General features: G+C 68.7%; 24 protein-coding genes. 11 read left to right on the forward strand and 13 right to left on the reverse strand.

Going from position 1 to position 24693, the window contains the following annotated elements; translation table 11 throughout:
• Nucleotide 1: 1 nt before the first annotated feature.
• Nucleotides 2–856 (reverse strand): ABC transporter permease, encoded by an 855-nt coding sequence (locus tag ATM97_RS33490; protein WP_218722237.1) that lies wholly within the window; start codon nucleotides 854–856, stop codon nucleotides 2–4.
• Between the two features lie 460 nt (nucleotides 857–1316).
• Here ATM97_RS33490 and ATM97_RS33495 point away from each other — a divergent pair, with 460 nt between their 5' ends.
• Nucleotides 1317–1991, forward strand: coding sequence for a S1 family peptidase (locus ATM97_RS33495; RefSeq protein WP_218722238.1), 675 nt, complete (start codon nucleotides 1317–1319; stop codon nucleotides 1989–1991).
• Nucleotides 1992–2054: 63 nt separating this feature from the next.
• On the opposite strand, the gene ATM97_RS33500 is transcribed toward ATM97_RS33495, so the two are convergent.
• Nucleotides 2055–3521 carry an MFS transporter gene (locus tag ATM97_RS33500; protein WP_218722239.1) on the reverse strand — a complete coding sequence of 489 codons (1467 nt, stop codon included), beginning with the start codon at nucleotides 3519–3521 and terminating at the stop codon, nucleotides 2055–2057.
• 37 nt (nucleotides 3522–3558) lie between these two features.
• On the reverse strand, nucleotides 3559–4191 hold the full coding sequence (locus ATM97_RS33505) for a hypothetical protein (RefSeq protein WP_218722240.1): 633 nt from the start codon (nucleotides 4189–4191) through the stop codon (nucleotides 3559–3561).
• A gap of 191 nt (nucleotides 4192–4382) precedes the next feature.
• Between ATM97_RS33505 and ATM97_RS33510 the strand changes: the two genes are divergently transcribed.
• From ATM97_RS33510 to ATM97_RS33540, 7 genes are all read left to right on the forward strand, one after another.
• Nucleotides 4383–5591, forward strand: a complete 1209-nt coding sequence (locus ATM97_RS33510) for a serine hydrolase domain-containing protein (RefSeq protein ID WP_218722278.1) — start codon at nucleotides 4383–4385, stop codon at nucleotides 5589–5591.
• A gap of 44 nt (nucleotides 5592–5635) precedes the next feature.
• Nucleotides 5636–6979, forward strand: a complete 1344-nt coding sequence (locus ATM97_RS33515; protein ID WP_218722241.1) for a cytochrome P450 — start codon at nucleotides 5636–5638, stop codon at nucleotides 6977–6979.
• Between the two features lie 303 nt (nucleotides 6980–7282).
• A complete protein-coding gene (locus tag ATM97_RS33520; protein ID WP_374104933.1) occupies nucleotides 7283–8167 on the forward strand; it encodes a L,D-transpeptidase in 885 nt (294 codons plus the stop codon).
• Nucleotides 8168–8290: 123 nt separating this feature from the next.
• Nucleotides 8291–9241, forward strand: coding sequence for a carbohydrate ABC transporter permease (locus tag ATM97_RS33525; protein WP_218722280.1), 951 nt, complete (start codon nucleotides 8291–8293; stop codon nucleotides 9239–9241).
• 71 nt (nucleotides 9242–9312) lie between these two features.
• Nucleotides 9313–10104 carry a carbohydrate ABC transporter permease gene (locus ATM97_RS33530; protein WP_255588806.1) on the forward strand — a complete coding sequence of 264 codons (792 nt, stop codon included), beginning with the start codon at nucleotides 9313–9315 and terminating at the stop codon, nucleotides 10102–10104.
• Between the two features lie 20 nt (nucleotides 10105–10124).
• Nucleotides 10125–11453: an ABC transporter substrate-binding protein gene (locus ATM97_RS33535; RefSeq protein WP_218722243.1), complete on the forward strand. Its 1329-nt coding sequence runs from the start codon at nucleotides 10125–10127 to the stop codon at nucleotides 11451–11453.
• A 62-nt stretch (nucleotides 11454–11515) separates the two neighbouring features.
• Nucleotides 11516–12592 carry an ABC transporter ATP-binding protein gene (locus ATM97_RS33540; RefSeq protein ID WP_218722244.1) on the forward strand — a complete coding sequence of 359 codons (1077 nt, stop codon included), beginning with the start codon at nucleotides 11516–11518 and terminating at the stop codon, nucleotides 12590–12592.
• Between the two features lie 9 nt (nucleotides 12593–12601).
• On the opposite strand, the gene ATM97_RS33545 is transcribed toward ATM97_RS33540, so the two are convergent.
• The 6 genes from ATM97_RS33545 to ATM97_RS33570 all read right to left on the reverse strand — a co-directional run bounded on the left by ATM97_RS33545 (nucleotide 12602) and on the right by ATM97_RS33570 (nucleotide 18235).
• On the reverse strand, nucleotides 12602–13777 hold the full coding sequence (locus ATM97_RS33545; RefSeq protein ID WP_218722245.1) for a Fic family protein: 1176 nt from the start codon (nucleotides 13775–13777) through the stop codon (nucleotides 12602–12604).
• Between the two features lie 87 nt (nucleotides 13778–13864).
• Nucleotides 13865–14674, reverse strand: coding sequence for an MBL fold metallo-hydrolase (locus ATM97_RS33550; protein ID WP_374104934.1), 810 nt, complete (start codon nucleotides 14672–14674; stop codon nucleotides 13865–13867).
• Nucleotides 14646–14846, reverse strand: a complete 201-nt coding sequence (locus tag ATM97_RS33555; protein WP_218722247.1) for a hypothetical protein — start codon at nucleotides 14844–14846, stop codon at nucleotides 14646–14648. Before ATM97_RS33555 ends, ATM97_RS33550 begins: the two co-directional genes overlap by 29 nt.
• Nucleotides 14847–14924: 78 nt before the next feature.
• Complete coding sequence (locus tag ATM97_RS33560) at nucleotides 14925–16940, reverse strand: M13-type metalloendopeptidase (protein ID WP_218722248.1); 2016 nt, start codon at nucleotides 16938–16940, stop codon at nucleotides 14925–14927.
• A 67-nt stretch (nucleotides 16941–17007) separates the two neighbouring features.
• Nucleotides 17008–17373 (reverse strand): DUF397 domain-containing protein, encoded by a 366-nt coding sequence (locus ATM97_RS33565; protein ID WP_218722249.1) that lies wholly within the window; start codon nucleotides 17371–17373, stop codon nucleotides 17008–17010.
• A 10-nt stretch (nucleotides 17374–17383) separates the two neighbouring features.
• Nucleotides 17384–18235: a helix-turn-helix transcriptional regulator gene (locus tag ATM97_RS33570; RefSeq protein WP_218722250.1), complete on the reverse strand. Its 852-nt coding sequence runs from the start codon at nucleotides 18233–18235 to the stop codon at nucleotides 17384–17386.
• A gap of 209 nt (nucleotides 18236–18444) precedes the next feature.
• Between ATM97_RS33570 and ATM97_RS33575 the strand changes: the two genes are divergently transcribed.
• A complete protein-coding gene (locus ATM97_RS33575; RefSeq protein ID WP_218722251.1) occupies nucleotides 18445–18972 on the forward strand; it encodes a hypothetical protein in 528 nt (175 codons plus the stop codon).
• 1 nt (nucleotide 18973) lies between these two features.
• Here ATM97_RS33575 and ATM97_RS33580 read toward each other — a convergent pair whose 3' ends face one another.
• The gene (locus tag ATM97_RS33580; protein ID WP_218722252.1) at nucleotides 18974–19750 is read right to left on the reverse strand and encodes a pirin-like bicupin family protein; all 777 of its coding nucleotides are present in this window, start codon (nucleotides 19748–19750) and stop codon (nucleotides 18974–18976) included.
• A gap of 165 nt (nucleotides 19751–19915) precedes the next feature.
• On the opposite strand from ATM97_RS33580, the gene ATM97_RS33585 reads away from it, so the two are divergent.
• Nucleotides 19916–21178 (forward strand): MFS transporter, encoded by a 1263-nt coding sequence (locus tag ATM97_RS33585; RefSeq protein ID WP_255588809.1) that lies wholly within the window; start codon nucleotides 19916–19918, stop codon nucleotides 21176–21178.
• Here ATM97_RS33585 and ATM97_RS33590 read toward each other — a convergent pair.
• The gene (locus ATM97_RS33590) at nucleotides 21147–21428 is read right to left on the reverse strand and encodes a hypothetical protein (RefSeq protein WP_218722253.1); all 282 of its coding nucleotides are present in this window, start codon (nucleotides 21426–21428) and stop codon (nucleotides 21147–21149) included. The two genes, ATM97_RS33585 and ATM97_RS33590, sit on opposite strands and share 32 nt — an antisense overlap.
• A 72-nt stretch (nucleotides 21429–21500) precedes the next feature.
• Here ATM97_RS33590 and ATM97_RS33595 point away from each other — a divergent pair, with 72 nt between their 5' ends.
• Nucleotides 21501–23051 carry a DUF4185 domain-containing protein gene (locus ATM97_RS33595; protein ID WP_218722254.1) on the forward strand — a complete coding sequence of 517 codons (1551 nt, stop codon included), beginning with the start codon at nucleotides 21501–21503 and terminating at the stop codon, nucleotides 23049–23051.
• Here ATM97_RS33595 and ATM97_RS33600 read toward each other — a convergent pair whose 3' ends face one another.
• Together ATM97_RS33600 and ATM97_RS33605 are read right to left on the reverse strand one after the other, a co-directional pair.
• Nucleotides 23052–23909 (reverse strand): biotin-dependent carboxyltransferase family protein, encoded by an 858-nt coding sequence (locus ATM97_RS33600; RefSeq protein ID WP_218722255.1) that lies wholly within the window; start codon nucleotides 23907–23909, stop codon nucleotides 23052–23054.
• A 53-nt stretch (nucleotides 23910–23962) separates the two neighbouring features.
• Entirely contained in the window at nucleotides 23963–24682 is a 720-nt protein-coding gene (locus ATM97_RS33605; RefSeq protein ID WP_218722256.1) for an allophanate hydrolase subunit 1, read from the reverse strand.
• Nucleotides 24683–24693: the final 11 nt, after the last annotated feature.

Below are 24693 nucleotides of genomic sequence, written 5' to 3' on the forward strand. Positions count from 1 at the left end.
CTCAGACCACCTGTGGGGGGAAGACTGCGGCGTAGATCTGCGTGATCGCCACGTTGACACCGAGCAGCATCACCATGGAGCTGACCACCGCCGAGTTCACCGCGTTGGCGACGCCACCGGGGCCGCCGCGGGCGTTGAGGCCGGAGTCGCAGGCGATGATCGCGGCGATGATGCCGAAGATCACCGACTTGAGCAGCGCCACCGCGAGGTCGCGGGTGACCGCGAACGAGGCGAAGGTGCTCATGTAGGAACCGGGGGTACCCGCCTGGGCGAAGATGTTGAACATGTAGCCGGTGATGAAGCCGACGAAGACGACGAAGCCGCAGAGCAGGAAGCTGACGATCATCGCGGCGCCGAGCCGGGGGGCGACCAGCCTGCGCAGCGGATCGACGCCCATCACCTTCATGGCGTCGATCTCTTCACGGATGGTGCGCGAGCCGAGGTCGGCGCAGACCGCCGAGCCGACCGCGCCGGCGATCATGATCGAGGTGACCAGTGGCGCGCCCTGCTGGATGATGCCGAGGCCGTTCGCCGCGCCGATGAACGAGGTCGCGCCGACCTGACCGGCGACCGCGCCGACCTGGATGGAGACGATCACCGCGATCGGGATGGCAACGAGCAGGGTGGGCGCCGCGGCGACATTGGCCATGAACGCGCACTGCCGCACGAACTCGTCGAAGGGGAAGCGGCGACGGAAGATCGCGACGATCAACTCCGTGATCGCTTCGAAACCCATCGTGATCTGTCGACCGAAGGTCTCGAGGGACTTCTTCGGATGGTCTTCCCAAAGGCCCTTGGTCCGGTCGACAGCTTCGCTGACTCGTGAACGGGCGGGTGGACTCTCGGTCGACTGCACTGCTATTACCCCTCTCGACGCCAGGTCATCAACACCCCGACGACTTGTTTGCTTGACGCACCTTACTACGGAGTAGCGCAGAACACACCACCGACATGTGAGCGCGGTCATAGACAGAGGTCACGGTCGAGAACGGCTATGAGTTCCGCCATGTCGGACCATACAGCCCACAATTGTGGGGGTATCGGCGATTGCTCCGGATGTCGTTTTCCCCATGGATTCCCAGTACTGGCGGTTGCGCCGAATAAATATTGCGGAAAACTGTCATTCATAACGAACCCCCCGGCCGAATACTCCGGAAGATCACAGAGCCCGGCAAAACTGGTCAATTGATCATTCCATTGATAGATATTAGCTATGGCAGTGACATGCCCGGCGGGCGGGGCGCGCCCGGGACGGAATACAGGCACGATAGGCAGAGCGAATTGATATCGTGCGGGCTTCCGACGTCTGGAGGGACATGTTCACCACACTCGCCAAGGTGGCCAACGCCGCCTTCGCCGTCGCCCTCGGTGCAGCACTGCTCGGCACCGGCGCGGGCGCTTCGCAGGCTCAACCCGGCCCACCGGTGATCGGCGGCGGCTCCGGAATCGTCATCGACAGCATGTTCGAGTGCACCGTCACCACGGTCGGCTACGACGGCGCGGGCAGACTCGTCGGGCTGACCGCGGGCCACTGCGGCGACGCGGGATCCACCGTCACCGCCGAGGTGGACCGCGGCTACGGCGAGATCGGCCGGTTCGCCTACAGCAACCCCGATCTCGACTACGCGGTCATCGAGTTCACGCCGGGGCGGATCATCCCGGTCAACCGGATCGGCAACGTCACCATCACCGGCGTCGGCGGGCCCGCCCAGTTCCCGACGATCGTCTGCAAGGAAGGCCGGACCACCGGCAACACCTGCGGCATCACCTGGGGTGACGTCTTCCAGACCAATACCGAGACCTGGGCCCAGATGTGCGTGATCGAGGGCGACTCCGGCGCGCCGGTGGTCGTCGGCTCGACCCTGGTGGGCATGGTGAACGCCTATCTGGCCGTGGCCTGCTTCGGGCCCGAGGTCGGCACGAACATGAGCACGATCATGAACGACATCAACGCCCGCGGGGGCGTCGGCGCGGGGTTCCATCCGGTGTAGCGCAGCCGCTCGGATCGCCGGAAGTCGTGCGGGTCACGGGGATTGCGCTCCCCGTGGTCCGCACTATTTCTGTCCGAGGTATTTCTGTCCCAGGGGCGCGAGCGCCGGACCGTCGGCACCCGCGCAGTGCGGCAGGCAATCGACCCGATCGGGCTCCGGCGCGCGGCGCGGGACCCGCAGCAGCACACCCGCGACGACCGCCCCGACCAGCAGCAATGCCGCGCACCACCGCATCGCGGTGTCGAAGCCCGCGGCGAAGGCGATCGGATCGTCGAACGCGCCGGACAATCCCGCCAGGCCCGGCAACGCCGCCACGGCCAGCAGCTGCGCGGTCCTGGCGACGGCGTTGTTGACCCCGGAGGCGATGCCGGCGTCGCCGGCGGGCACCGCGGCCAGCACCGCGCCGGTCAGCGGCGCGACCATGACCGAGAGCCCGAGCCCGAAGATCAGGACCCCCGGCAGCACATCGGTGAGGTAGTTCGCCTCGGCCCCGACCCGTTGCAGCGCGAACACCCCGCCCGCGGCCAGCAGCGGGCCCGCGGTCATCGGGATCCGCGGTCCGTGCCGCTGCGCCCAGCGCCCGGCCGGAGCGGACAGCACCAGCATCAGCACCGTCACCGGCAGACTCGCCGCGCCCGACGCCATCGGCGAGTATCCGGAGACCAGCTGCAGTTGCAGCACCAGCAGGAAGAAGACGCCACCCAGCGCGGCGTAGACGAAGAACGTCACCAGATTCGCCGCGGTGAACACCCGCGAACCGAACAGCGACGGCGGGACCAGCGGATTCGGGCTGCGCAGCTCGACGACCACGAACAGCGCCAGCGCCACCACCCCGACGCCGATCAGCACCGGGTACCCCTCGATCAGGCCCAGCGTCAGCGCCCCGAGCGCGATCGCGACGATCACCGCCCCCGGTACATCGATGCGCGACGGCGCATCCGGATCACGGCTCTCCGGCACGAACCGGATCGCCACCACCGCGACGACCAGCGCCAGCGGCACGTTCAGCAGGAAGATCGCCCGCCAGCCGACCAGGTCGATGAGCCCGCCGCCGAGCAGCGGCCCGAACGCGCCCGCCACGCCACCCAGGCCCGACCACAGCCCGATCGCACTGCCCTGGTCGTCCTTGTCGATCGACGCCGAGATCAGCGCGAGGCTGCCCGGGGTGAGCAGCGCCCCCGCCAGGCCTTGCAGCAGACGGGCGAGGACCAGCATCTCGATATTCACCGCGACCGCGCACAGCAGCGAGGTCACCGCGAATCCGGCCACGCCCCAGACGAACACGCGTTTGCGGCCGAGCTTGTCGCCGAGCGACCCACCGAGCAGGATGAACGAGGCCAGGGTGAGGGTGTAGCCGTTGACGGTCCATTGCAGACCGGCGACGTCGGTGTGCAGGGATTCGCCGATGCGCGGCAACGCGACCGACACGACGGTGGCGTCCAGCGACGCCATCGAAGAGCCGAGGATGGTGGCGAGCAGGATCCACCGCCCCGTGGCCGAGTTCAGCCGAACCGTCTGGGTCGGGGGCACCTTCCCAAACTAGCCGTCGCGCTGGTCTTTCGCCGGACTACAGGCTCTGGACGCAGACCACGACTTTGCGCTCGGGGTACTTGAAGCCCGAGTCGGCCACGTCGGGGCAGTCGTCGACGCTGTCGGTGTTGTTCTTGATCGTGATGACCTTGACCGGCTCGGAACCGGACTCGCCGCAGTCGATCCGCTTGGGCTCGTCGCCGCCGACATCCATGCAGCCGCCGACCACCCAGTCGATGTCGAGGCACAGCGCGCCGGTCTCGATGCCGTTGAGGGTCTCGGCGTAGAAGTTGTCGCGGTCGCTGACGCAGCCGGTGCTGTTCTTGGCCTTGCCGATGACCTTGTAGTTCGACGAGCGGCTGCCGCACGACGCCTTGTCGATGGTGGCGTCGTCGACGGTGCCGCCGAGCGAGACGCAGTCGCCGATGTTGGCCTGGAAGTCGGTGCTGCCGCCCCGGGTCGAGGTCTGGGCCGGCTTGCTGGCGGTCGGCTTGCCCGTGGTGGGTTTGCCGGGCTTGGTGGTGGGGCCGGCGCTGCTGGTCGCCGGGACGACATCGATCGCGGGCTGCGCGTGGCCGTCGATGGTGCCACCGCACCCACTCGCGACGAAGGCGGTCACCGTGATGGCGACCGCGCCGACGAGCCGGCCGATGGACAGGTCTGCAAACACCTACTGTGAATACACCACCGGAGCCACCGGCGTCGACTCCATCCCGATGGTCGGGGCGCTGGGTTACCCTTGGGATTCCGGCCCCCCGGCCGTACCTGCATCAGGAGGTGAACCCGATGGTGGCAGCAACGGCGGGAGATTTCGGCCCCCTGACCCGGCCCGGCGGCACGCCGATCACGGCACCGCGCCAAATGCTGGTCGATCCCCGATTCATCCGGCTGGCCGACCATTTCTTCGGCCTCTTCCCGCAGCCCAGCCGCGGTGGCGGCGCGCTGGCCATCTACCTGGACGGCAGGCCCGTCGTCGACATCTGGGCGGGCTGGGCCGCCAAGGACCAGCGCTGGAACGGCGAGAACGTCGCGCTCACCTTCTCCACCGGCAAGGGCGTCGCGGCGACGGTCGTGCACCGGCTGGCCGAGCGCGGGCTGATCGACTACGAGGCGCCGGTCGCCCGGTACTGGCCGGAGTTCGCCGCGCACGGCAAGCACGACATCACCGTGCGCGATGTGCTCTCACACCGCGCCGGCCTGCACCGGGTGCGCGGGCTGGTGCCGGGACGCGAGGGGATCCTCGACTACGACAAGGTGGTCACCGCGCTGGCGGAGAGCCCGGCCGACCCCCGTCGCATCCGCACCTCGGGCTATCACGCGATCACCTTCGGCTGGCTGGTCGCCGAGATCGTGCAGCGGGTGACCGGTGAATCGTTCACCACGGTGCTCGAGCGAGAAGTGGCCCAGCCGCTGGGAACCGACGAGTTCTGGTTCCAGGTGCCCGCCGCCCAGCGGCACCGCATCGCCAAGATCTTCCCGCACCTGGCGCCGCCGGGCATCCGGTGGAATACCGCGTCCTCGGTGCTGTCGTGGGTGCGGCCCGCGCGCGGACTGGCCGAGGCGGGCATGCCGGAGAGCTTCGACGAGCTGGTGCGTGACCCGCGCGTGCACGACGCGGTCATGCCGGGTTGGAACGGCGTCTTCTCGGCCAGGGCGTTGGCCAGGATGTACGGCGCGCTGGCCAACGGTGGCGCGGTGTACGCGGGCGACGCCGCACCCCGGCCGCCGCGCGGCAACCCGGCGGTGCAATTCCTGCGGCCGGAGACGATCGAGCTGGTCAACCGGACCCAGCAGACCGACAGCCGCGACTACGTCCTCGGTCTGCCGCTGCACTTCACGCTCGGCTATCACCGCCCGGTGCTGATGACCAAGCAGCAGCCACGACATGCGTTCGGCCACTACGGGATCGGCGGTTCCGGCGCCTACGCCGATCCCGACCTGCGGATGTCGATCGCGTTCGTCACCAACCGGCTGGGCAACTCCTTCACCGCGCTCGGTGACGCGCGCCTGGCCAAGCTGTCGGCGATCGCGCAGGGCACGGTGCGCCGGCTGCGGGCCGGGCCGACCTAGGTGCCGGTTCGAACCAGCCGTCGGCGCGCGCCGTAGTAACGGACATGACAGCGCTGCGCCCGCCCCCGGCGACACCACGCTGGTCGCTGCTGCACGGACTGGCCGCGGGCCGGGATTTCGAGGGTTACCTGCGGCGACGCGCGGCCCACAGTGATCCGTTCGCGGTCGGCTTCCCCGGCTTCCCGCCGGTGCTGTTCACCGGGACGGCCGAGGGCGCGCGCGAATTGTTCCGCGCGCCCGCGCCGCTGCTGGAGCCACCGCGGCCCAATCCGATCGAACCGATGGTCGGCGCGGCCTCGCTGATCCTGAGCTCCGGCGCCCGTCATCGCACCGATCGCGCCCTGCTGGCGCCCGCGCTGCACGGTCCGCGCGTGCGGGCGCTGGCCGGGGTGATTCGCGCGGCGACCCTGCGCGAAATCGAAACCGGTTGCGGCACGGCGGGTTCCTGGCAGGTGGGCGGCCGGATCGATGCGCTTGCCGCGGCGCGCTCCATGACCCTGCGGGTCATCCTGGCGGCGGTCTTCGGCACCGAGCTCGACCGCGAGCCCGAATACGCCGGTGCCGTCACCGATTTCCTCGCCGCCTTCACCACGCCGTTGCTGGTGGCGCCCGTCTTACGCCGTGGCATGGGCGGATTCGGGCCGTGGGAGCGCTTCGTCGCCACCCGCGCGGCACTGGACCGGGTGATCCTGGCCGATATCGCCCGGCGGCGCCGCGACGGTCCTGGCTCCGGCGACCTGCTCGATCTGCTTCTGGCCACCCGCTACGACGACGGCAGCGCCCTCACCGATGCGCAACTGTGCGAACACCTGCGGACCCTGCTCGTCGCCGGTCACGAGACGACGGCCACCACCCTGACCTGGGCGCTGTATCACCTGCATCGCGAGCCGGGCCTGCTCGACCGGGTCACCGCCGAGCTGGCGGCGGCGGGCGCGGACCCCGCCGATCTCGCCGCGCTGCCGCTGCTCGGCGCGGTCTGCCAGGAAACGCTGCGTCTGCATCCGCCGGTCCCCATCGTGCTGCGCACGCTCCGGGAGCCGCTGCGGTGGCGCGGGGTGGACGTGGCGGCCGGGCAGACGATCGGGCTCGCCGTCGGCGTGCTGCACAGCGACTCGTCGGCCTGGCCCGCGCCCCGGCTGTTCCACCCCGACCGGTTCCTCGACCGCAAGGTCTCGCCGTTCGAGTTCGCTCCGTTCGGCGGCGGACACCGCCGCTGTATCGGCGCCACGCTGGCCGAACACGAACTCCGCATCGTGCTGGCAACCGTGCTGACCACGGTCCGGTTGTCCCTGGACCCCGGCCTGGCGCTGGGTGCGCGGCCACGCGCCGTGCCCCGAAATCTCGCGACGGCGCCGGATCGAGCGATCCACTTCACACGGACCGGGTGATTTCGGTCACTTCACGTTTGGAGCTCACACGCCTGTACTTCGACCCGGCCCGAGATCACCGCCGCCGACTCGCCGACGTGAGCGCGGCGTTTGACGAAAGCCCGTGTATAACAGCGCGTTATGTGACCTGGCGCACAGAGTTGCCGATCCGTGATCGCCCGGCGGCGCGGCTGGCACGTTGTCACCCCGGACGGGTAGGAATGGACGGTCAGGGTCGGGGCGTCGTTACCCCGTGGAGACCCGTTGCGGACTCCGCGTCAATCACGAAGATCTCGCGCCGCCGCAGGCGGAACGAGAGATGGAATGGACGAGAAACCTATGCACTACGAGGCAAATATGCAGCAATCGCGCTGGCTTCGCCGGGGTCTGCTGCTGTCGGCGGCAGTCGCGGCGGCGGGCGCTTTGATCGTCATGCCCGCGCAGGCACAGCCGACCCTCCCGGGCTCCGGTTCCAGCCAGCCCGCGGTGAACGAGCCCGCGCCGCAGGCGCCGTTCGCCCCGCCGAACATCAACATCGCCGACGGCGAGACCGTCGGCGTCGCGCAGCCGATCATCATCACCTTCAAGGAGCCGGTCGGCGACCGCGCCGCCGCCGAGAAGGCCATCAAGGTCACCTCGAGCCAGCCCGCGCCCGGCCACTTCTACTGGACCGGCGACAAGCAGGTGCGCTGGAAGCCCAACGAGTTCTGGCCCGCCAACACCGACGTCAACGTCGTGGCCGGCGGCACCACCAGCTCGTTCCGCATCGGTGACGCGTTCATCGCCAGCGTCGACGACAACACCAAGATGATCACCGTGACGGTGAACGGTGAGGTCGTCAAGGAGATGCCGACCTCGCTCGGCAAGCCGGGCCACGAGACCCCGAACGGCACCTACATCGTGGGCGAGCGGTTCGAGAAGATGGTCATGGACTCCTCCACCTACGGCGTCCCGGTCACCGATCCCGAGGGCTACAAGCTCGAGGTCGAGTACGCGACCCGCATCTCCAACAGCGGCATCTTCGTGCACGCCGCGCCGTGGTCGGTCGCCCAGCAGGGCTACTCCAACGCCAGCCACGGCTGCCTGAACGTGAGCACCGAGAACGCCAAGTGGTTCCTGGAGAACTCGCGCAAGGGCGACGCCGTCGTCATCACCAACACCCAGGGCGGCACCCTGAGTTCCGGTGACGGACTGGGCGACTGGAACTGATTCGCTGAACAAAAGCCGAACAATACGATCAATCGCGATCGTGTTGTTCGGCTTTTTGCTGTACTCGCCCTTGTGCGCCCGATGTTCAGAGAGACGGCGGCCAGGGTTAACCGACAGTTCGCCATGCGCCGTAAAACTGCCGCGGTGCGAAGCAGTCCAGAGCGGGTCCTCCCCGCACCACGAGGCCGCGGGCTGAAAAACCGCCCGTGGCAGGACTATGCGCTGTTCCTGGTCCTGGTCGTGCCGAATCTGGTGCTGCTGACGCTGTTCGTTTACCGGCCGCTGGCGGACAACATCCGGCTGTCGTTCACCGACTGGAACATCGCGGATCCCGTTGCCACCCCGATCGGTTTCGACAACTACGTCGAGTGGTGGGGGCGCGAGGATTCCTGGAAGGTCGTCTCCAACACGGTGATCTTCACCGTCGCCGCGGTCGCGGTGAGTATGGCGCTCGGCCTCGCGCTGGCGCTGCTGCTGGACCGAAAACTGTTCGGCCGCAATGTGGTTCGTTCGGCCATTTTCGCGCCTTTCGTGATTTCCGGCGCGGCGATCGGCGTGGCTTTCCAATTTATCTTCGATCCGAGTTTCGGTCTGGTACAAGACGTCCTGCATCGCGTCGGTGTGGACAAGGTGCCGGATTTCTACCAGGACCCGCACTGGGCCCTGTTCATGGTGACGATCACTTACATCTGGAAGAACCTCGGCTATACCTTCGTCATCTATCTGGCCGCGCTCCAGGGCGTGCGCGCCGAGTTGCTGGAAGCCGCCGAAATGGACGGCGCGAGCCGGTGGACGACATTCACCAAAGTGCTTCTGCCACAACTTCGTCCGACGACCTTCTTCCTGTCGATCACGGTATTGCTGAACTCGCTGCAAGTCTTCGACATCATCAATGTGATGACCCGCGGCGGGCCGCTGGGCAACGGCACGACGACCATGGTGTTCCAGGTGTACGAGGAATCGTTCCGCAATTTCCGGGCCGGCTACGGCGCCACCGTCGCGACCATCATGTTCGTGGTGCTGCTGGTGGTCACGCTGATCCAGGTGCGCGTCATGGATCGAGGCGATCGGTGAAACACGTAGGCCCGCAGACACTGTCGTACCGGCGCCGCGAACGCGCCGTCACCGCGCTCGGTTACGCCGCGATGGCGTGCGTGCTGATCCTGGTCGGCGTGCCGCTGTTCTGGATCCTGATCACCTCGCTCAAGGATCGCGCCGACATCTACACCCAGCCCGCGGTGTACTGGCCGCACAGCTGGCACCCGGAGAACTACGGCGAGGCCACCACGACGGTGCCGTTCTGGACCTTCCTGCGCAACTCGCTGATCGTCACCGGCGTGGTGTCGGCGGTGAAGTTCGCGCTCGGCGTGTTCAGCGCCTACGGCCTGGTGTTCCTGCGCTTCCCCGGCAAGAACATCGTGTTCCTGGTGATCATCGCGGCGCTGATGGTGCCCAACCAGATCACCGTCATCTCCAACTACGCGCTGATCGCGCAGCTGGGCTGGCGCAACACTTTCCAGGGCATCATCATCCCGCTGTGCGGCGTCGCGTTCGGCACGTTCCTGATGCGCAACCACTTCCTGTCGCTGCCTGGTGAGGTCATCGAGGCGGCGCGGATGGACGGCGCGAACTGGTGGCGGCTGCTGACCAGGGTGGTGCTGCCGATGTCGGGTCCGACGATGGTGGCGTTCGCGGTGGTCACGCTGGTCAACGAGTGGAACGAGTACCTCTGGCCGTTCCTGATGGCCGACTCCGCCGAGGTCGCCACGCTGCCGGTGGGGCTGACCCTGCTGCAGAACACCGAGAACCCGTCGGTCACCAACTGGGGGCCGGTGATGGCGGGCACCGTGCTGACGATGCTGCCGATCCTCATCGTGTTCCTCGCGCTGCAACGTCACATGATCAAAGGCCTCACTTCCGGTGCGGTCAAGGGTTGATTCTCGAACAGGAGATCCACGTGTCCAGTCAACGATTCCCGGCGCTGAGCCGCCGCGGCTTCCTCGGCCTCACCGGCGCGGCCGCCGCGGGTCTGGCGCTCACCGCCTGCGCGGGCACCGGCGGCGGATCCGGTGACGGCGGCGACGCCAAGACCATCACCTTCTGGTCCAACCACCCCGGCACCTCCAAGGAGCTGGAGCTGGAGCTGATCAACCGGTTCCAGGCGAAGTACCCGGACCTGACGGTCAACCTGGTCGACGCGGGCAAGAACTACGAGGAGGTGGCGCAGAAGTTCAACGCCGCGCTCACCGGTGGTGACCTGCCCGACGTGGTCGTGCTCTCCGATGTCTGGTGGTTCAACTACGCGCTGACCAAGGCGATCGAGCCACTGGACAGCCACTTCGGCGCCGCGGGCGTGCAGCTGGGCGACTACGTCGACTCGCTCGCCGCCGACTACCTGTTCGACGGGAAGCACTACGCGCTGCCGTACGCCCGCTCGACCCCGCTGTTCTACTACAACAAGGACGTGTGGGCGAAGGCCGGTCTGCCCGACCGCGGCCCGAACTCCTGGCAGGAATTCGACGAGTGGGGCCCCAAGCTCCAGTCCGTCGTCGGCGCCGACAAGTTCGCGCACGCCTGGGGCGACGCCAAGAACTACCTCGGCTGGACCTTCCAGGGCCCGAACTGGACCTTCGGCGGCGCCTACTCCGATCAGTGGAAGCTGAAGTTCACCGATCCGGGCTCGATCGCGGCGGCCACCTACCTGCGCGATTCGATCAATGTGAAGAAGTACGCGGCGATCCGTCCGCAGATCGCGGTCGACTTCGGCACCGGCGTGGCCGCCTCGACGATCGCCTCCACCGGCGATCTCAAGGGCATCAAGAAGAACGCCGACGGCAAGTTCGAGGTGGGCACCGCGTTCCTGCCGCACCCGAACGGCCCCGGCGTCACCACCGGCGGCGCAGGCCTGGCGATTCCGTCGCGGATCTCGGACGCGCGCAAGACCAACGCGCTCAAGTTCATCGAGTTCGTCACCAACGCGGCCAACACCGCGTACTTCTCGCAGAACACCGGATACATGCCGGTGCGCAAGTCGGCGGTGACCGACCCGTCCGAGGTGGACTTCCTGGCGAAGAACCCGAACTCGAAGGTCGCCATCGACCAGCTGTCGGTGACCAAGTCCCAGGACTACGCCCGCGTGTTCGTACCCGGCGCCGACCAGATCATCGGCACCGGCTACGAGCAGATCGGTCTGCAGAACGCCGATCCCGCCACGGTTCTGGCGAAGGTCGCCGCCGACGTGCAGGCGATCATCGACCGGCAGATCACGCCCAAGCTGCCGAAGTAGTCACCCCGTGGGCCGGTGGTCGTGGCGACCACCGGCCCGCCTCGTTCCCAGGAGAATCCCCCATGGCGACAGTGCAGTTCGACGGTGTCACGCACCGCTATCCCGGCGCCGACACCCCCGCTGTCGACGCGCTCGATCTCGACATCGCCGACGGCGAGTTCCTCGTGCTGGTCGGGCCGTCGGGCTGCGGCAAGTCGACCAGCCTGCGCATGCTGGCCGGCCTCGAGTCGGTCGAGGAGGGGACCATTCGCATCGGCGAGCGCGACGTCACCGGACTGCCACCGCGCGCCCGCGACGTGGCGATGGTGTTCCAGAGCTACGCGCTCTACCCGAACATGACCGTCGCCGAGAACATGGGCTTCGCCCTGCGCAACGCGGGAATGAGCAAGGCCGACACCCTCGTTCGGGTCAAGGAGGCGGCCGCCATGCTCGAGCTCGATCCGCTGCTCGACCGCAAGCCCGCCAAGCTCTCGGGCGGTCAGCGCCAGCGGGTCGCCATGGGCCGCGCGATCGTGCGCCGCCCGCAGGTCTTCTGCATGGACGAGCCGCTGTCCAACCTCGACGCCAAACTGCGGGTGAGCACCCGCTCCCAGATCGCCGCGCTGCAACAGCGACTCGGCACCACCACGGTCTACGTCACCCACGACCAGGTCGAGGCGATGACCATGGGTCACCGCGTCGCGGTCCTGCGCGACGGGACGCTCCAGCAGATCGCCTCCCCTCGCCGCCTCTACGACGACCCGGTGAACACCTTCGTCGCCGGCTTCATCGGCTCACCGGGCATGAACCTGCTCGAGGCGCCGGTGGTCGACGGCGCGGCGATCCTGGACGGCCTGCGAATCCCAGTGCCCCGCAGCGTCTCCGGTGCCAGGGTGGTCCTCGGTATCCGTCCCGAGGCGTGGGAGGTCACCACCGACCCGTCGGGTATCACCGTCGTCGCCGAGCTCCTCGAAGAACTCGGCGCCGAATCCTTCGTCTACACCCACGGCGCCGGCACCGACTGGTCCACCCGCTCCGGCAAGATCGTCGTCCGCGTCGACCGCCGGTTCCGGACCACCCTCGGCGAAACCCTGCACCTGCGACCGAAACTCGACGAGATCTTCTTCTTCGACGCCGACCAGGGCAATCGCGTGCGCTGACGGCGCACGCTACGACAGACCCGCCGTGGTCCGGCGGCCGATCGCCGCGTCGAGGGCGCCGAGTTCGGCGAAGACGTCGGTGGCCGCCCAGATGCGGTTGCGGGTGGAGTCGGAGACGACTTCGAGGATGCCGCGGTCGACGAGTCGTTCGAGGGCGCGATAGGTCGCCGAGTCCGTCGTCGCGGTGAGGCGGTTCGCGACCGCGATCGTGAGGATCGGGTGCTCGAGCAGGTTCGCGAGCAGGGCCTCGTCGGCGGAGCCGCCGCGTGGACGGGCACGGTCGCGCCAGCGTTGGGGGAGCGCGGCCAGGGCGCGGGCGGAGTCGATGGCGGCCTCGCTGGCGTACACCGCCGCGAGCGCCAGGTACACGACGAACTCGTCGGCGGCACCGCCCCGGTAGGCATCCAGCTGGGCGAAATAGCGCGAGGTGTCGGCGAGCATGACCGAGGAGAAGGGAACTGTCACCCGGTCGGTCAGCCCCCGCCTGCGCAGAATCGCGCTCACCAGCGCGCGGCCGATCCGGCCGTTGCCGCTGACGAACGGGTGGATCGAGACGAACTGCGCGTGCGCAATCGCGGCCTGCACGAGAATCGGCAGGTCGGTGCGCGCGACGAAAGCCAGCAGATCGGCGACCAACTCGGGCACGAGCTCCGGCGGCGGTGGCACGTACAGCGCGTGGAGCGGCGTGTAATCGCTGCCGCCGATCCAGGTCTGCACCGTGCGGAAACGGCCCGCCTTCTCCCACTCCGGCGCGATCAGCACCCGGTGGGCGCTGAGCAGGCTCGCCTCGGTGATCTGTCCGGTCGCCGCGGCGTCGACCAGGCCCGCGAGGCCGCGCACAGCACTGACTTGCGACGCCGCCTCGGCGCGGGTCGACGCGCCACCGAAGGCTTTGCCGAAAGCTCGCCAGCCCGCGTCGATGTGCTCGATGCGCGAGGACGCGACCGCCTCGGCGCGCAGCAGGAATTCGCGCAGCGACGTCGAGTACTGGCCCTGACCCGCTTCGAGATGGGTCACCGCGATCAGCGCGGCCTCACTCGCGGATGTCGTTCTCCTGGAGTCGAACTCGAGTTCGGCGATGCGCGGCGGGATCGACACCGCCACCCACTCGGGCACGGGCCCGGCCCGTGATCCGTCGTGCGCCGCCCACGGTCGCTGCTCGACATGATGAGCGGGCCAATTCATCTGCTCTTACTGTACTTTCACTCTCGAAAACGCGACTTGCTCGGTGGCTATTCGCATTTACTGGCTCAGATGCCACCGATGAGTCGACTACTCGCTGTTGGCAGTTCCGGACCGGACGGCTGTCGCGCGGGCTCGAGCGACGGCTTCGGCCACACCACCGGTGAAGGGGAGGCCGTGGCCCGGCAGAACCAGATCGGCCGGAACGGACTCGAGCGCGGCGAGTGCCGCCAGGGTGTCGGGGACGGAGTGATGGAAGAAGCTCGGGAGTAGCTGGGGCCCTTGGATTCTCGAGGTCGGGTGCGCGGTGACCAGGGAGTCGCCGGTGGCGACGGCGCCGGCCGCGGGCAGCTGGAAGGCCGAATGGCCCGAGGTGTGGCCGGGACAGGCGATCGGGATCGGGTTGCCGGGGAAGTCCAGCGCGCCGGCGGTGGGGAAGGGCTGGATGTGGGCGACGGTGTTCTTGCGCAGACCACCCGCCGCGGTGATCCGTGCGGCCCACGCGATCGTGCTCCGATCGGTGAGCCGTTTGATCACGTCCAGGGGCGTGGCCGACTCATGGCATTCCCCCCGTGCGTGCCGCACCTCGACCGCACTGGTGTACGCGGGAATCCCGTAGCGCCGGTGCAGATGATTCAGCGCCCCCACATGATCGAGATGGGCATGGGTCAGCAACACCGCGACGATGTCCTCGGGCCGATGCCCGAGCTCACGCACCGCCTGCTCGATGACCCCGGCATCACCGAGCCAGCCGGCATCGATCAGCGTGAGCGCCGACCCCTCCCGCAGCAGAACCATATTCACATCGGTCCCACGAATCACGAACGTATCGTCAGCGACCTGCTTCCAGCGCACCCCACTACCGTAGCGATCAAACAACCCGTCCGCCGACGAGCCCATCGAGCTCGATGGTCAGTGGGCACGGGTCGGTCAACGTCACCGACCCGGTCGCCCTCGGCGTAATGCGATATTCGCCGCGCACCGCGGATTCACCAGAAGTCGCGATCTCGATAGCCACCTGGATCTGCTCGGCACGCAGCCGAGTTCGGTCGCCGACCTCGGAGCCGACCACCACTACGTCCGGCACCCGCCGCGGCGAACGCGCCTGTGATCGGTCGCGGCCCAGATCATCGCACCAGGTGACAGTGGTCTACCAGATTGTCACGCGCTCGTCGGGAGCCAGGAAGAGTTTGTCGCTGGGCGTGACGTCGAAGGCTTCGTAGAAGCTGTCGATGTTGCGAACCACGGCGTTGCAGCGGAACTCCGGCGGGGAGTGCGGGTCGACGGCGAGGCGGCGGATGGCCTCCTCGGGGCGGGCCTTGGTGCGCCAGACCTGGGCCCAGCCGTAGAAGACGCGCTGCAGGCCGGTGAGCCCGTCGATGACCGGGGGCTCGGCACCGTCGAGGGAGATCTTGTAGGCGGCCAGGGCGATCGACAGGCCACCCAGGTCACCGATGTTCTCGCCGATGGTGAACTCGCCGTTGACGGTGTGCTCGTCGGCCAGGTCGGCGGGGGAGAGCACGTTGTACTGGTCGATCAGCGCCCTGGTGCGCTTGCCGAACTCGGCGCGGTCGGCGTCGGTCCACCAGTCCTTCATGTTGCCGTCGCCGTCGTACTTGGCGCCCTGATCGTCGAAACCGTGGCCGATCTCGTGGCCGATCACCGCGCCGATGCCGCCGTAGTTGGCGGCGTCGTCGGCGTTCATGTCGAAGAACGGCGGCTGCAGGATCGCGGCCGGGAAGACGATCTCGTTCATGCCCGGGTTGTAGTAGGCGTTGACCGTCTGCGGGGTCATGAACCACTCGCCGCGGTCCACCTCGCCACCCAGTTTGCCAAGGTCACGGTCATGATCGGCGGCATATCCGCGACGGTAGTTGCCGACCAGATCGGCCGGGTCGACCTCGACCGCGGAGTAGTCACGCCAGGTGTCGGGGTAGCCGATCTTGGGGGTGAACTTCTCCAGCTTGGTCAGCGCGGCGGCGCGGGTGTCCGGGCCCATCCACTCCAGGTCGGCGATATTGCGGCGATAGGCCTCCTGCAGATTGGCCACCAGCTCCACCATCCGCGCCTTGGCCTGCGGCGGAAAGTGCTTGGCCACATACAGTTTGCCGACGGCCTCGCCGAGCAGCTCCTGCACCAGCGAGACGCCCCGCTTCCAGCGCTCGCGGTTCTCCTGCGCGCCGGTGAGGGTGCGGCCGTAGAAGTCGAAGTTCTCGGCGACGATCTCGTCGGTCAGGAACGGCGCCCTGGCGTGCAGCACCTGCCACACGGCCCAGTCGCGCCAATCCGCCTGCGGCACCGCGGTCCACGCCTGCGCGAAGGCGCGCGCGTAGTCGGGCTGGCGCACGACGAGCTCGGCGAACAGCTCGGACCCGCTGCGGTCCACACCCGCGGCGACGGCGTCCACCCAGGCGGCCCAGTCGAATTCGGGGTTCTCGGCGACCAGGTCGGCGAAAGTGGTGAGGTTGTAGCTCTTCTCGGCGTCGCGACGGCGCACCACGTCCCAATGGCCGGCGGCCAGCGTGCGTTCCAGCTCGAACACGCGGCGGGCCGCGTCGGCCGGATCGGCGGGCACCAGCCCGGCCAGCGCCGGGTCGGCGGCGGCGATGGTGAACATCTTCGCGAGATGGGCCTGGTAGGCGTCGCGAATCTCGGCGAATTCGTCGGAGCGGTAGTACGACTCGTCCGGCAGACCGATGCCCGACTGGGTGGCGTGCACCAGGTAGCGGGTGGAGTCCTTGTCGTCGGTGTCGACGTAGTAGCCCAGCGCGCCGCGCACGCCGGTGCGCTGCAGGCGGCCGAGCAGCGCGGCGAACGCGCTCGGGCTGTCGACCTCGGCGATCTCGCGCAGCTCGGCGGCGACCGGCGCGAAACCGGCCGCGGCCACCGCGTCGGTGTCCATGAAGCTCGAGTACAGGTCACCGATCTTGCGGGCGTCGGCGTCGTCGGACGCGTTCGCCGCGCTGTCCTGGATGATCGCCTGCACGTCGAGCTCGGCCTGGTCGTACAACGTCCGGAAGGCGCCGTCCACCGCGCGGTCGGCCGGGATCTCGTACCCGGCCAGCCACTGCCCGTTGACGTGCGCGAACAGGTCGTCCTGGACGCGCACCGCCTGGTCACGGAAGGACAGATCGATACCGGAGGGACTGATCGGATCGGAAGTCACGCGCTCCAGTATGCCGACAACCTCCGACGCGTGTGGCGGCCTCGGACCCCGCACCCGCGTACCGCCGTCAGGCGCAGACGAACTCGTCGTCGCGGACGCCGGCCACGAAGGCCGCCCATTCGCCGGCGGTGAAATGGAGTCGGACGTCGTGGTGGCGGAGGGTGGCGGAGCCGTCGGCGGCTACCTGGGCGAGCAGGGTGGGGTGGCGGCGGTCGCTGAGCAGGCAGTGCAGGAACGCGGTCCACAGGTCGGTCTCGACGGTGATGATCGGCTCGTCGAGGCCGGCGTTCATCGGATTGCGACGAAATTTGCTGTCACGTATCTGAACGATGTCGCCGTCGAAGCGGACCTCGACACACTGGTTACCGTTATTGGAGCGCGACGATGTGAACCAGCCGTGATCGGCCGGGCGGCGACGAGCGGTGGTGGACATACCCAGAATCTTACACGCTGGCATACTCCCTGATCAGCGCGAGAGATTCGGCGCGGGAAAGGGATTGCTCCCTGGCCCGCACATACGCGAAGCCGAGATCGCGCACCTGCTCGGCGTCGTCGACCGGGCCACCGAAGACGGCGCTCTCGGCCCACGCGAAGGTAGGTAGCTGATCGCTTGCGAAGTCGATCAGATGGAAGCTGGAACCGCCGAGCACCGCCCCTTCGGGTGCACTGAACGGGATGACGCGCACATCGACGGAATCGAGTTCGCGCATCAACTCCACCAGGTGTCGCAGCTGCCCCCGCAGCACCTCGGCGCCGCCGGTCTGCTGGCGCAGCGTGGCCTCGCCGAGCACCGCGGTGAGCTCGAGCGGCTCCGGGCCGCGCAGCCGCTGCTGCCTGCGCAGCCGGATCGCGACCAACTGGTCGACCTGGACCGGGCGGATCATCACGTCGGCGCTGATCAGGGCGCGCGCGTAGGCCTCGGTCTGGAGCAGGCCGGGCACGATCAGGCTGTCGTAGCTGCGGATGCTCTGCGCGCCCGCCTCCATCCCGTAGAGCCGCTGCAGTTCGGGACCGATCAGCGCCGAGGCCGTGGTCCACCAGCCGCGCTGCTTGCTGGCCTCGAGCAGGGCGAGCAGTTCGGTGCGCTCGTCGGCGGTGACATCGAGGACGTCGAGGACCGGTTCGATGGTGGTGCGGGTGAGAACGCGCCTGCCCTTCTCCACGTGCGACCAATTGGCCGGCGTGAAGCCGACCCGGCGGGCGAACCCCGCCGAGTCGAAGCCACGCTGCTCGCGCAGTTCACGCAGGCGCAGCACCAGTTCCCAGCGCGCGGCGGTCGGCGAAACGGGGGACATGTCCGAATATGCTACGCCGACCGACACGCTAGCTACTGACTATTGTCAGCGTGGTTGTGCGGCATTAGGCTGTGTAGAACGGCAATTTTCCCTTACGTCCTGCCGTTATGAAAAAGTTTCCCGCTCCACCCGTTCGTGATGAAACGATCCACTCCGATCGAGCGAATCCACAGCTACATCGAGTCACCGTCGACAGAGACGAGGTCGTGATGAGCACGTCGCGCACAGATGACAAAGGCGGGTATACCGCGGCCGAGGAGTACTCGGCCACTCAGGATGCGCTGGCGCGCTGCCGTCACTACCGCAAGCACAACGGGCTCTACGGTGTGGTCGACTCGACGCTGGGACGGATCATGCTGGAGATCGGCGCGGTGGGGGCGGTGGTCATGCCGTCCACGCTGGGGGAACGGGTGCGCGGCCTGCTGATCGGCCGCGGCCAGCGCTGCGGGCCGATCATCGCCCATCCCCGCTCCGGCCGCTGGACCTTCCTGACCGGCCCCACCGACAATTCCTACCTCGACACCGTGCTGTTCGCCGATCTGTTCCGGGTGTGCGCCTCGGTGGCCCTACCCGGCAGCGAGATCGTGCTGCCCTCGCCGGCCGACGAACGCAGCGGCTACCGCACCTGGATGCAGGAACCCGACGGCGACTACCGGCCCGATTTCGCCCAGATCGTCGCCGCCACCCGCACGAACGCGCGGTCGGCGGCGCTGCTGCGGGAGCCCGGTTCGGCCTGAGCTACTGCCCGCCCAGGCGCGCGTGCATCTCCCAGACGAGGACCTCGGCGTCCCCGTGTGGCCGCACCAGCTGGCCGCCGGAGCGGGTCAACCGGACCGCGTCGCCCTGCGCCAAGGTGCCGACGCCTTCGAGCTCGACCTCCCCGCGCGCCACGAAGACATGCAGGTAGGGGGCTTCCGGCAAGGTGACGCCCGGACCGTCGGCGGGCAACCGGGCGACATGCATGGCCGCATGCGAGGAGTTGATCGCGATGGCGGTGCGATCGCGATACCGGGGTAGCCCGGAGGCCACGGTCACCAAGCCGCCGCCGGCGAGCTCGTCATCGATTTCGAGCTGCTGATAGCCCGGATCGACCCCGGGCTCGTCGGGCACCACCCACATCTGGACGAAATGCACCGGTTCGTCGTGCTCGGGCAGCTTGCCGTCGAGGCGCCAGGAGTCGTTCTTCTCCGAGTGCAAGATTCCGGTGCCCGCGCTCATCCGCTGGGCCAGCCCCGGATAGATGATGCCGCTGTGGCCGAGTGAGTCCTGGTGCACCAGGCTGCCGCCGAGCACCCAGGTGACGATCTCCATGTCCCGGTGCGGATGGGTGTCGAAGCCCTCGCCGGGCAGCACCACGTCCTCGTTGTTCACCAGCAGCAGCCCGTGATGAGTGTTGTCGGGGTCGTAGTGCTCGCCGAAGGAGAACGAGTGTTTGGAATCGAGCCATGAGATCCGGGTCTTCATCCGGTCACCACCGCGGTGCAGTTCGATCCGCGGTGTCGTCGATGTGGACATACGTTCCTCCTGCTCGCACCCGTACCGCCGCCTCAATTCTGGCACCACTATTCTCACGAGGTGTCGACTCATCGCCTTGACGGCTCGAATCCGGCGGATGAGTCACCTGCCTCGTTGCGACATCTGCTGCGCGAGAGCCGGGGTGTCTTCCGGCGGAATCCGCAGATGCCGCGCCTGGCGCTGCTGCGGCTCGCGGCCCAGTTCGGTGACGGGATGTTCCAGGCCGCGCTCTCGGGCGCCATTCTGTTCAACCCCGAACGCGAGACCGATCCGCTGGCGATCGCCGCCGGTTTCGCGGTGCTGCTGCTGCCGTACTCGCTGCTCGGGCCCTACGCTGGCGCGCTGCTCGACCGCTGGGACCGGCGCAACGTCCTGCTGATCGCCAGCGTGGCGCGGGCGGTGCTGATCGGGCTGGCCGCGATCGGGCTGTTCGCGGGGATCGGCGAGACGCCGCTGTTGCTGCTGGCGCTGGCGACCGTCGGCATCAGCCGGTTCGTGCTGGCCGGGGTGTCGGCGGCGCTGCCGCGGGTCCTCGAACAGCGCTGGCTGGTGCCGATGAACTCGGTGCTCGCGACGGTCGCCTCGGTGTGCGCCGGGGTCGGCGCCGCGGCGTCGGTGGCGGTGATCGCGCTGATCGGGGCCGGCGATGCCGCGTCGGCGGTCGCGGTGGCGCTGAGCGGGATCGGCTCGGTGGTCGGCGCGGTGCTGGCCGCGGGCTTCCGGCACCGCGTGCTCGGGCCCGAAAGTGGTTCGGCCACTTCGGAGAGCACCGTGCACGCGATCGCCACCGGTCTGCGCACCGGCGCGGTCGCGGTCTGGCGCGCGACGACGGTGACGACGGCGATGATCGGCATCGGCGCGCATCGCGTCGTCTTCGGCATGAACACCCTGATCATGGTGCTGGTCCTGCGCCAGCCCACCGGCAACGACGAGATGAGCGGGGGACTGGTCGGATTCGGTGTCGCGATCGGATTCGCGGCGGCGGGCATGCTGCTGGCCGCGATCCTCGCGCCGGTGCTGATCCCACGCCTGGGCAGGCCGCGCACGGTCCTGCTCGGGCTGGTGACCGCGGTCGCCGTGCAGCTGACGCTGGTGACCCCGATCGCGCTGGCCACCGGCGCGTCCGTCGACAACGCGCACCGCCTGCTGCTGGCCGGTGCCTTCGGGCTCGGGCTGGCGGGCCAGACGATCAAGCTGACCGGCGACGCGAGCATGCAGATCGACATCGACGACGATCACCGCGGGCAGGTATTCGCCCTGCAGGACACTGTTTTCAACATCACCTTCGTGCTCGCGATCGCGGTGACCGCGCTGGTGATCCCGGCCGACGGCCGCTCGATCGGCGTGGTGCTCGCCGGCGCGGCCGTCTACGCGCTCGGGGTCGTGGCGATCGCGCTCAATGCCCATCGAGCCAGGGCGGCCTGCTGAGCGCGCCGGCCGGTTCCTGGGCCAGCACCGCGCGGTGGTCGACCACGACCAGCGGGATGTCGGGCACGACGCTCTCGGCCGCGCCGTCGCGATCGGAGTCCCACGGGGCGTCGTCGACGCCGGTGTCACCGTCGAAGGAGAGCCATAGCGCGTCGGCGACGCCGGTGTCGGCCAGGGCCAGCTCGGCCTGCCCCGACCAGTGATGCACGATGCCGTCGCCGGTCCCGAAGACGAACTCGATGTCGTTCACATACGGGTTGGACGCGCGCGCACGCCGTCCGGTTCCGGAAAATCCGAACTACATCAGTGGTATTTGTTGGGCATGGGCACAACGCTGGTACCGCACGGTTCGACCGCACTCGGTGCACTGCTGGCGGTAGTGCTCGCCGCGCCCGTGCTCGCGGCGCCGTTCCCGTGGACACCGCCGCCGGTGAACATCTGTGGCGAGACGGGATTCGACCCGCTCAACCGGCTGCCCGATCCCGCCGCGCCCCCGCCGCCGATCATCGCGCCCACCATCGACATCCCGGTCATCGTGCCGGAGCTGACGCCGGTTCCAGTGCCCGATCCGCCGCACGACAACACCCGCGTCGCACAGGCGCCGTTGCCGTCGGATCCCTGCCGCAATCCGTGCCCCGAGGTCAGGGACACGCCCGAACCCGACGACGGGATCGACGAGTCGGGCGGCACCTCGACCGGCTCGGGATCGGGGTCCGGATCGGGGTCGGCGATCTCGCTGCCGCGCATCCGGATCAGGCCCGAGATCGAGACCATCCCGATCCCGGTGCCGGGCGGTGAGGGCGAACCGGCGCAGGAGCCGCCCGCCCCCGTGGTGCGCCCGGTCGAGCCGGGTCCGGTGCGGCCCGCGGTCGCGGCCCGGACGGTGGAATCGGTGCGGCTCGTCGAGCAGGTCACCGGGCATGGGTCGAGCAATCGGACCGATATGCGCTGGCAGGTCGACGGCACCGACCTCGGCCTGTTCTGGGAGACCGAACCGGGCAAGGTGGCCATGGTGTTCGGTGACACCTTCGGCGAGGGCTGGACCTACGGCGGCGCCGGCGCCGACAGTGCCGACTGGCGCTCCAATGTGCTCGCCTACAGCACCGACAAGAACCTCGACGACGGCCTGGTCATCGATTCGATGGTGCAGGACAGCCCGTGCCATGCCGCCGAACTGCTGGGCAGCCGCAAGATCAGGAACTGGGAGACCACCACGATTCCGACCTCGGGGTTCGCGATCGGCAAGCGTCAGTTCCTGAGCTACATGTCGGTCAACCACTGGTCGAGGGTGCCCGGAATGTGGCTGACGAACTACGGCGGGCTGGCCTACTCCGACGACGGCGGGCAGACCTGGACCAAGGATCAGCACGCTCGCTGGGAGAACATGTTCGGCGTCGGCCGGTTCCAGGTGGCCGCAATGGTGCCGCACGGCGACTACGTCTACATGTTCGGCACGCCCAACGGGCGGATCGGCGTGATCGGCCTGGCCAGGGTGCGCAAGGACGACGTCCTCAACAAGACGGCCTATCAATACTGGGTGGACGGCAACTGGGCGCCGGCCGCGGAGAATTCGGCGACGCCGCTGGTGCTCGGCATGGCCAGCGAACTGTCGGTGCGGTTCGACGAGGAGAGCCGGCAGTGGCAGATGGTCTACCTCGACCCCGCCGCGAACCAGATCGTGCTGCGCACCGCGGCGCAACCGCAGGGAAGGTGGACCGAGACGGTCCCGCTGGTCTCCACCGCCGACTATCCCAAGGCGTACGGCGGGTTCATCCACCCCTGGTCGACCGCGCGTGACCTGTACTTCACGATGTCGGCGTGGGACAGCTACAACGTGTACCTGATGCACGCGCGGCTGAATCCGCCGCGCTGATCAGCGCGCGAGCACGAACCGTAGGCGCTCGCCGGGCCGTGCCTGGGCCACCCGGTCCACATCGGCGTCGAGCACCACGGCGATCACCGGATAGCCACCGGTGATCGGGTGATCGGCGAGGAAGACGACCGGCTGACCGCTCGGCGGCACCTGGACCGAGCCGAGCGCGACCCCCTCCGCGGGTAACTCGCGGGTGATCGCGCGGCCCAGCGGCGGTCCGTCGGCGCGATCCAGGCGCGCGCCGATCCGGTCGGTGTCGGTGGAGACCACCCAGGAACCGTGGAACAGCTCGCCGGGATCGGTGAACCACTCCGCGCGTGGGCCGGGCAGGGCACGCACGGTCAGCACTTCCGGCGGCACCGGGACCGGCGCGAACTCGACGGTCGGCAGGGTGCGCGGCGGCGGTCCGACCGGAAGTTGCGTACCTGTCCGCAGCGGTTCGGGGCCGATGCCCGACAGGGTGTCGCGGCTGCGCGAACCGAGCACCTTGGGCACGTCGATGCCGCCGCGCACGGCCACATAGCTGCGCAGACCCGACAGGGCCAGGCCGAGCCGCAGCACCTGCCCCTCCGCGAGTTCGAGCACGCTGGCATGGCCGACCGGGGTGCCGTCGACGGTGGCCGGGGCCGGGGCGCCGGTGACCGCGACGGTGAGATGGGCGTCGGCGCGCAGGGCGAGTCCACCGAGCAGCACCTCGATGGCGGCCAGCTCCTCCGGATTGCCGACCAGCCGGTTCGCCAGGCGCAGTGAGGCGCGGTCGGCGGCCCCCGCCTGGCCCACCCCGGAATCGAACCAGCCGGGTCGCCCCAGGTCCTGGATCGTCGCGAGCGGCCCCACCCGCTCGATGAAGATCAGCATGCGATCACTCCCCGATTCGCTGTCGAGGCGGCGCATCGTTGAGCAGCCTGGTGTTATGCCTTGTCCCCGTCGGCCGCCGTATCGACGAACCGTACCGCCGTTCCCGCCCGTACCAGCGCGGGCGGATCGCGGTCGACCACCCACATCCGCAGATCGGTATTGCCGATCAACTGCCACCCGCCCGGCGTGCCCCGCGGATACACCGCCGAATAGCCGCCCGCCAGCGCCACCGCGCCGGGCGGGATCGCGGTGCGGGCCTGAGCCCGGCGCGGCACGGACAACCGGCCGTCGGGCGAGGTCAGATAACCGAAGCCGGGCGCGAAACCGACGAACGCGCACCGCCAGACGGTTCCGGTGTGCGCCGCGATCACCTCGGGTACCGAGAGCCCGAGCAGGTCGGCGACCTCGGGCAGATCGGCCCCGTCGTAGCGGACCGGAATCTCCACGACGTCGTCGGGAAACTCGCTGTCGGGCAGTGTTCCACGGGAAACATCGGGCGAATCCGGCTGTGGCGGTTCTTGATCCAGGCGGTCCAGCAGAGCGACCAGCTCGCGCCGCACCTGGACGCCGTAACTCACCGAATGCATGGTCACCAGAACGGTTTCCGCGGCGGGCAGCACATCCTGGACGCCCGCGATGGCGTGCACGCGCAGGGCCGAGGCGAGGCGCTGCACCGGGCGTGGATCGTCGAGGGTGATGAGCATCGCGCGGTCGCCCGCGGGCCGGATGCGCGCGTTCCAGTCGTTCGTGGAGTCCCTCGTTGCCTCGTCCATCCTGCCTCCCA

The sequence above is a fragment of the Nocardia sp. MH4 genome (assembly GCF_019266065.1).
In the GTDB taxonomy this organism is placed as follows: Bacteria; Actinomycetota; Actinomycetes; order Mycobacteriales; family Mycobacteriaceae; genus Nocardia; species Nocardia canadensis.

What these genes read in the sequence shown, in the direction of transcription:
- ATM97_RS33495 (WP_218722238.1), top strand. Translation starts at nt 1,317, where the DNA reads ATGTTCACCACACTCGCCAAGGTGGCCAACGCCGCCTTCGCCGTCGCC.
- ATM97_RS33510 (WP_218722278.1), top strand. Translation starts at nt 4,383, where the DNA reads ATGCTGGTCGATCCCCGATTCATCCGGCTGGCCGACCATTTCTTCGGC.
- ATM97_RS33515 (WP_218722241.1), top strand. Translation starts at nt 5,636, where the DNA reads ATGACAGCGCTGCGCCCGCCCCCGGCGACACCACGCTGGTCGCTGCTG.
- ATM97_RS33520 (WP_374104933.1), top strand. Translation starts at nt 7,283, where the DNA reads ATGGACGAGAAACCTATGCACTACGAGGCAAATATGCAGCAATCGCGC.
- ATM97_RS33525 (WP_218722280.1), top strand. Translation starts at nt 8,291, where the DNA reads ATGCGCCGTAAAACTGCCGCGGTGCGAAGCAGTCCAGAGCGGGTCCTC.
- ATM97_RS33530 (WP_255588806.1), top strand. Translation starts at nt 9,313, where the DNA reads ATGGCGTGCGTGCTGATCCTGGTCGGCGTGCCGCTGTTCTGGATCCTG.
- ATM97_RS33540 (WP_218722244.1), top strand. Translation starts at nt 11,516, where the DNA reads ATGGCGACAGTGCAGTTCGACGGTGTCACGCACCGCTATCCCGGCGCC.
- ATM97_RS33545 (WP_218722245.1), bottom strand. Translation starts at nt 13,777, where the DNA reads ATGAATTGGCCCGCTCATCATGTCGAGCAGCGACCGTGGGCGGCGCAC.
- ATM97_RS33550 (WP_374104934.1), bottom strand. Translation starts at nt 14,674, where the DNA reads ATGGGCTCGTCGGCGGACGGGTTGTTTGATCGCTACGGTAGTGGGGTG.
- ATM97_RS33565 (WP_218722249.1), bottom strand. Translation starts at nt 17,373, where the DNA reads ATGTCCACCACCGCTCGTCGCCGCCCGGCCGATCACGGCTGGTTCACA.
- ATM97_RS33570 (WP_218722250.1), bottom strand. Translation starts at nt 18,235, where the DNA reads ATGTCCCCCGTTTCGCCGACCGCCGCGCGCTGGGAACTGGTGCTGCGC.
- ATM97_RS33575 (WP_218722251.1), top strand. Translation starts at nt 18,445, where the DNA reads ATGAGCACGTCGCGCACAGATGACAAAGGCGGGTATACCGCGGCCGAG.
- ATM97_RS33580 (WP_218722252.1), bottom strand. Translation starts at nt 19,750, where the DNA reads ATGTCCACATCGACGACACCGCGGATCGAACTGCACCGCGGTGGTGAC.
- ATM97_RS33585 (WP_255588809.1), top strand. Translation starts at nt 19,916, where the DNA reads ATGCCGCGCCTGGCGCTGCTGCGGCTCGCGGCCCAGTTCGGTGACGGG.
- ATM97_RS33595 (WP_218722254.1), top strand. Translation starts at nt 21,501, where the DNA reads ATGGGCACAACGCTGGTACCGCACGGTTCGACCGCACTCGGTGCACTG.
- ATM97_RS33600 (WP_218722255.1), bottom strand. Translation starts at nt 23,909, where the DNA reads ATGCTGATCTTCATCGAGCGGGTGGGGCCGCTCGCGACGATCCAGGAC.
- ATM97_RS33605 (WP_218722256.1), bottom strand. Translation starts at nt 24,682, where the DNA reads ATGGACGAGGCAACGAGGGACTCCACGAACGACTGGAACGCGCGCATC.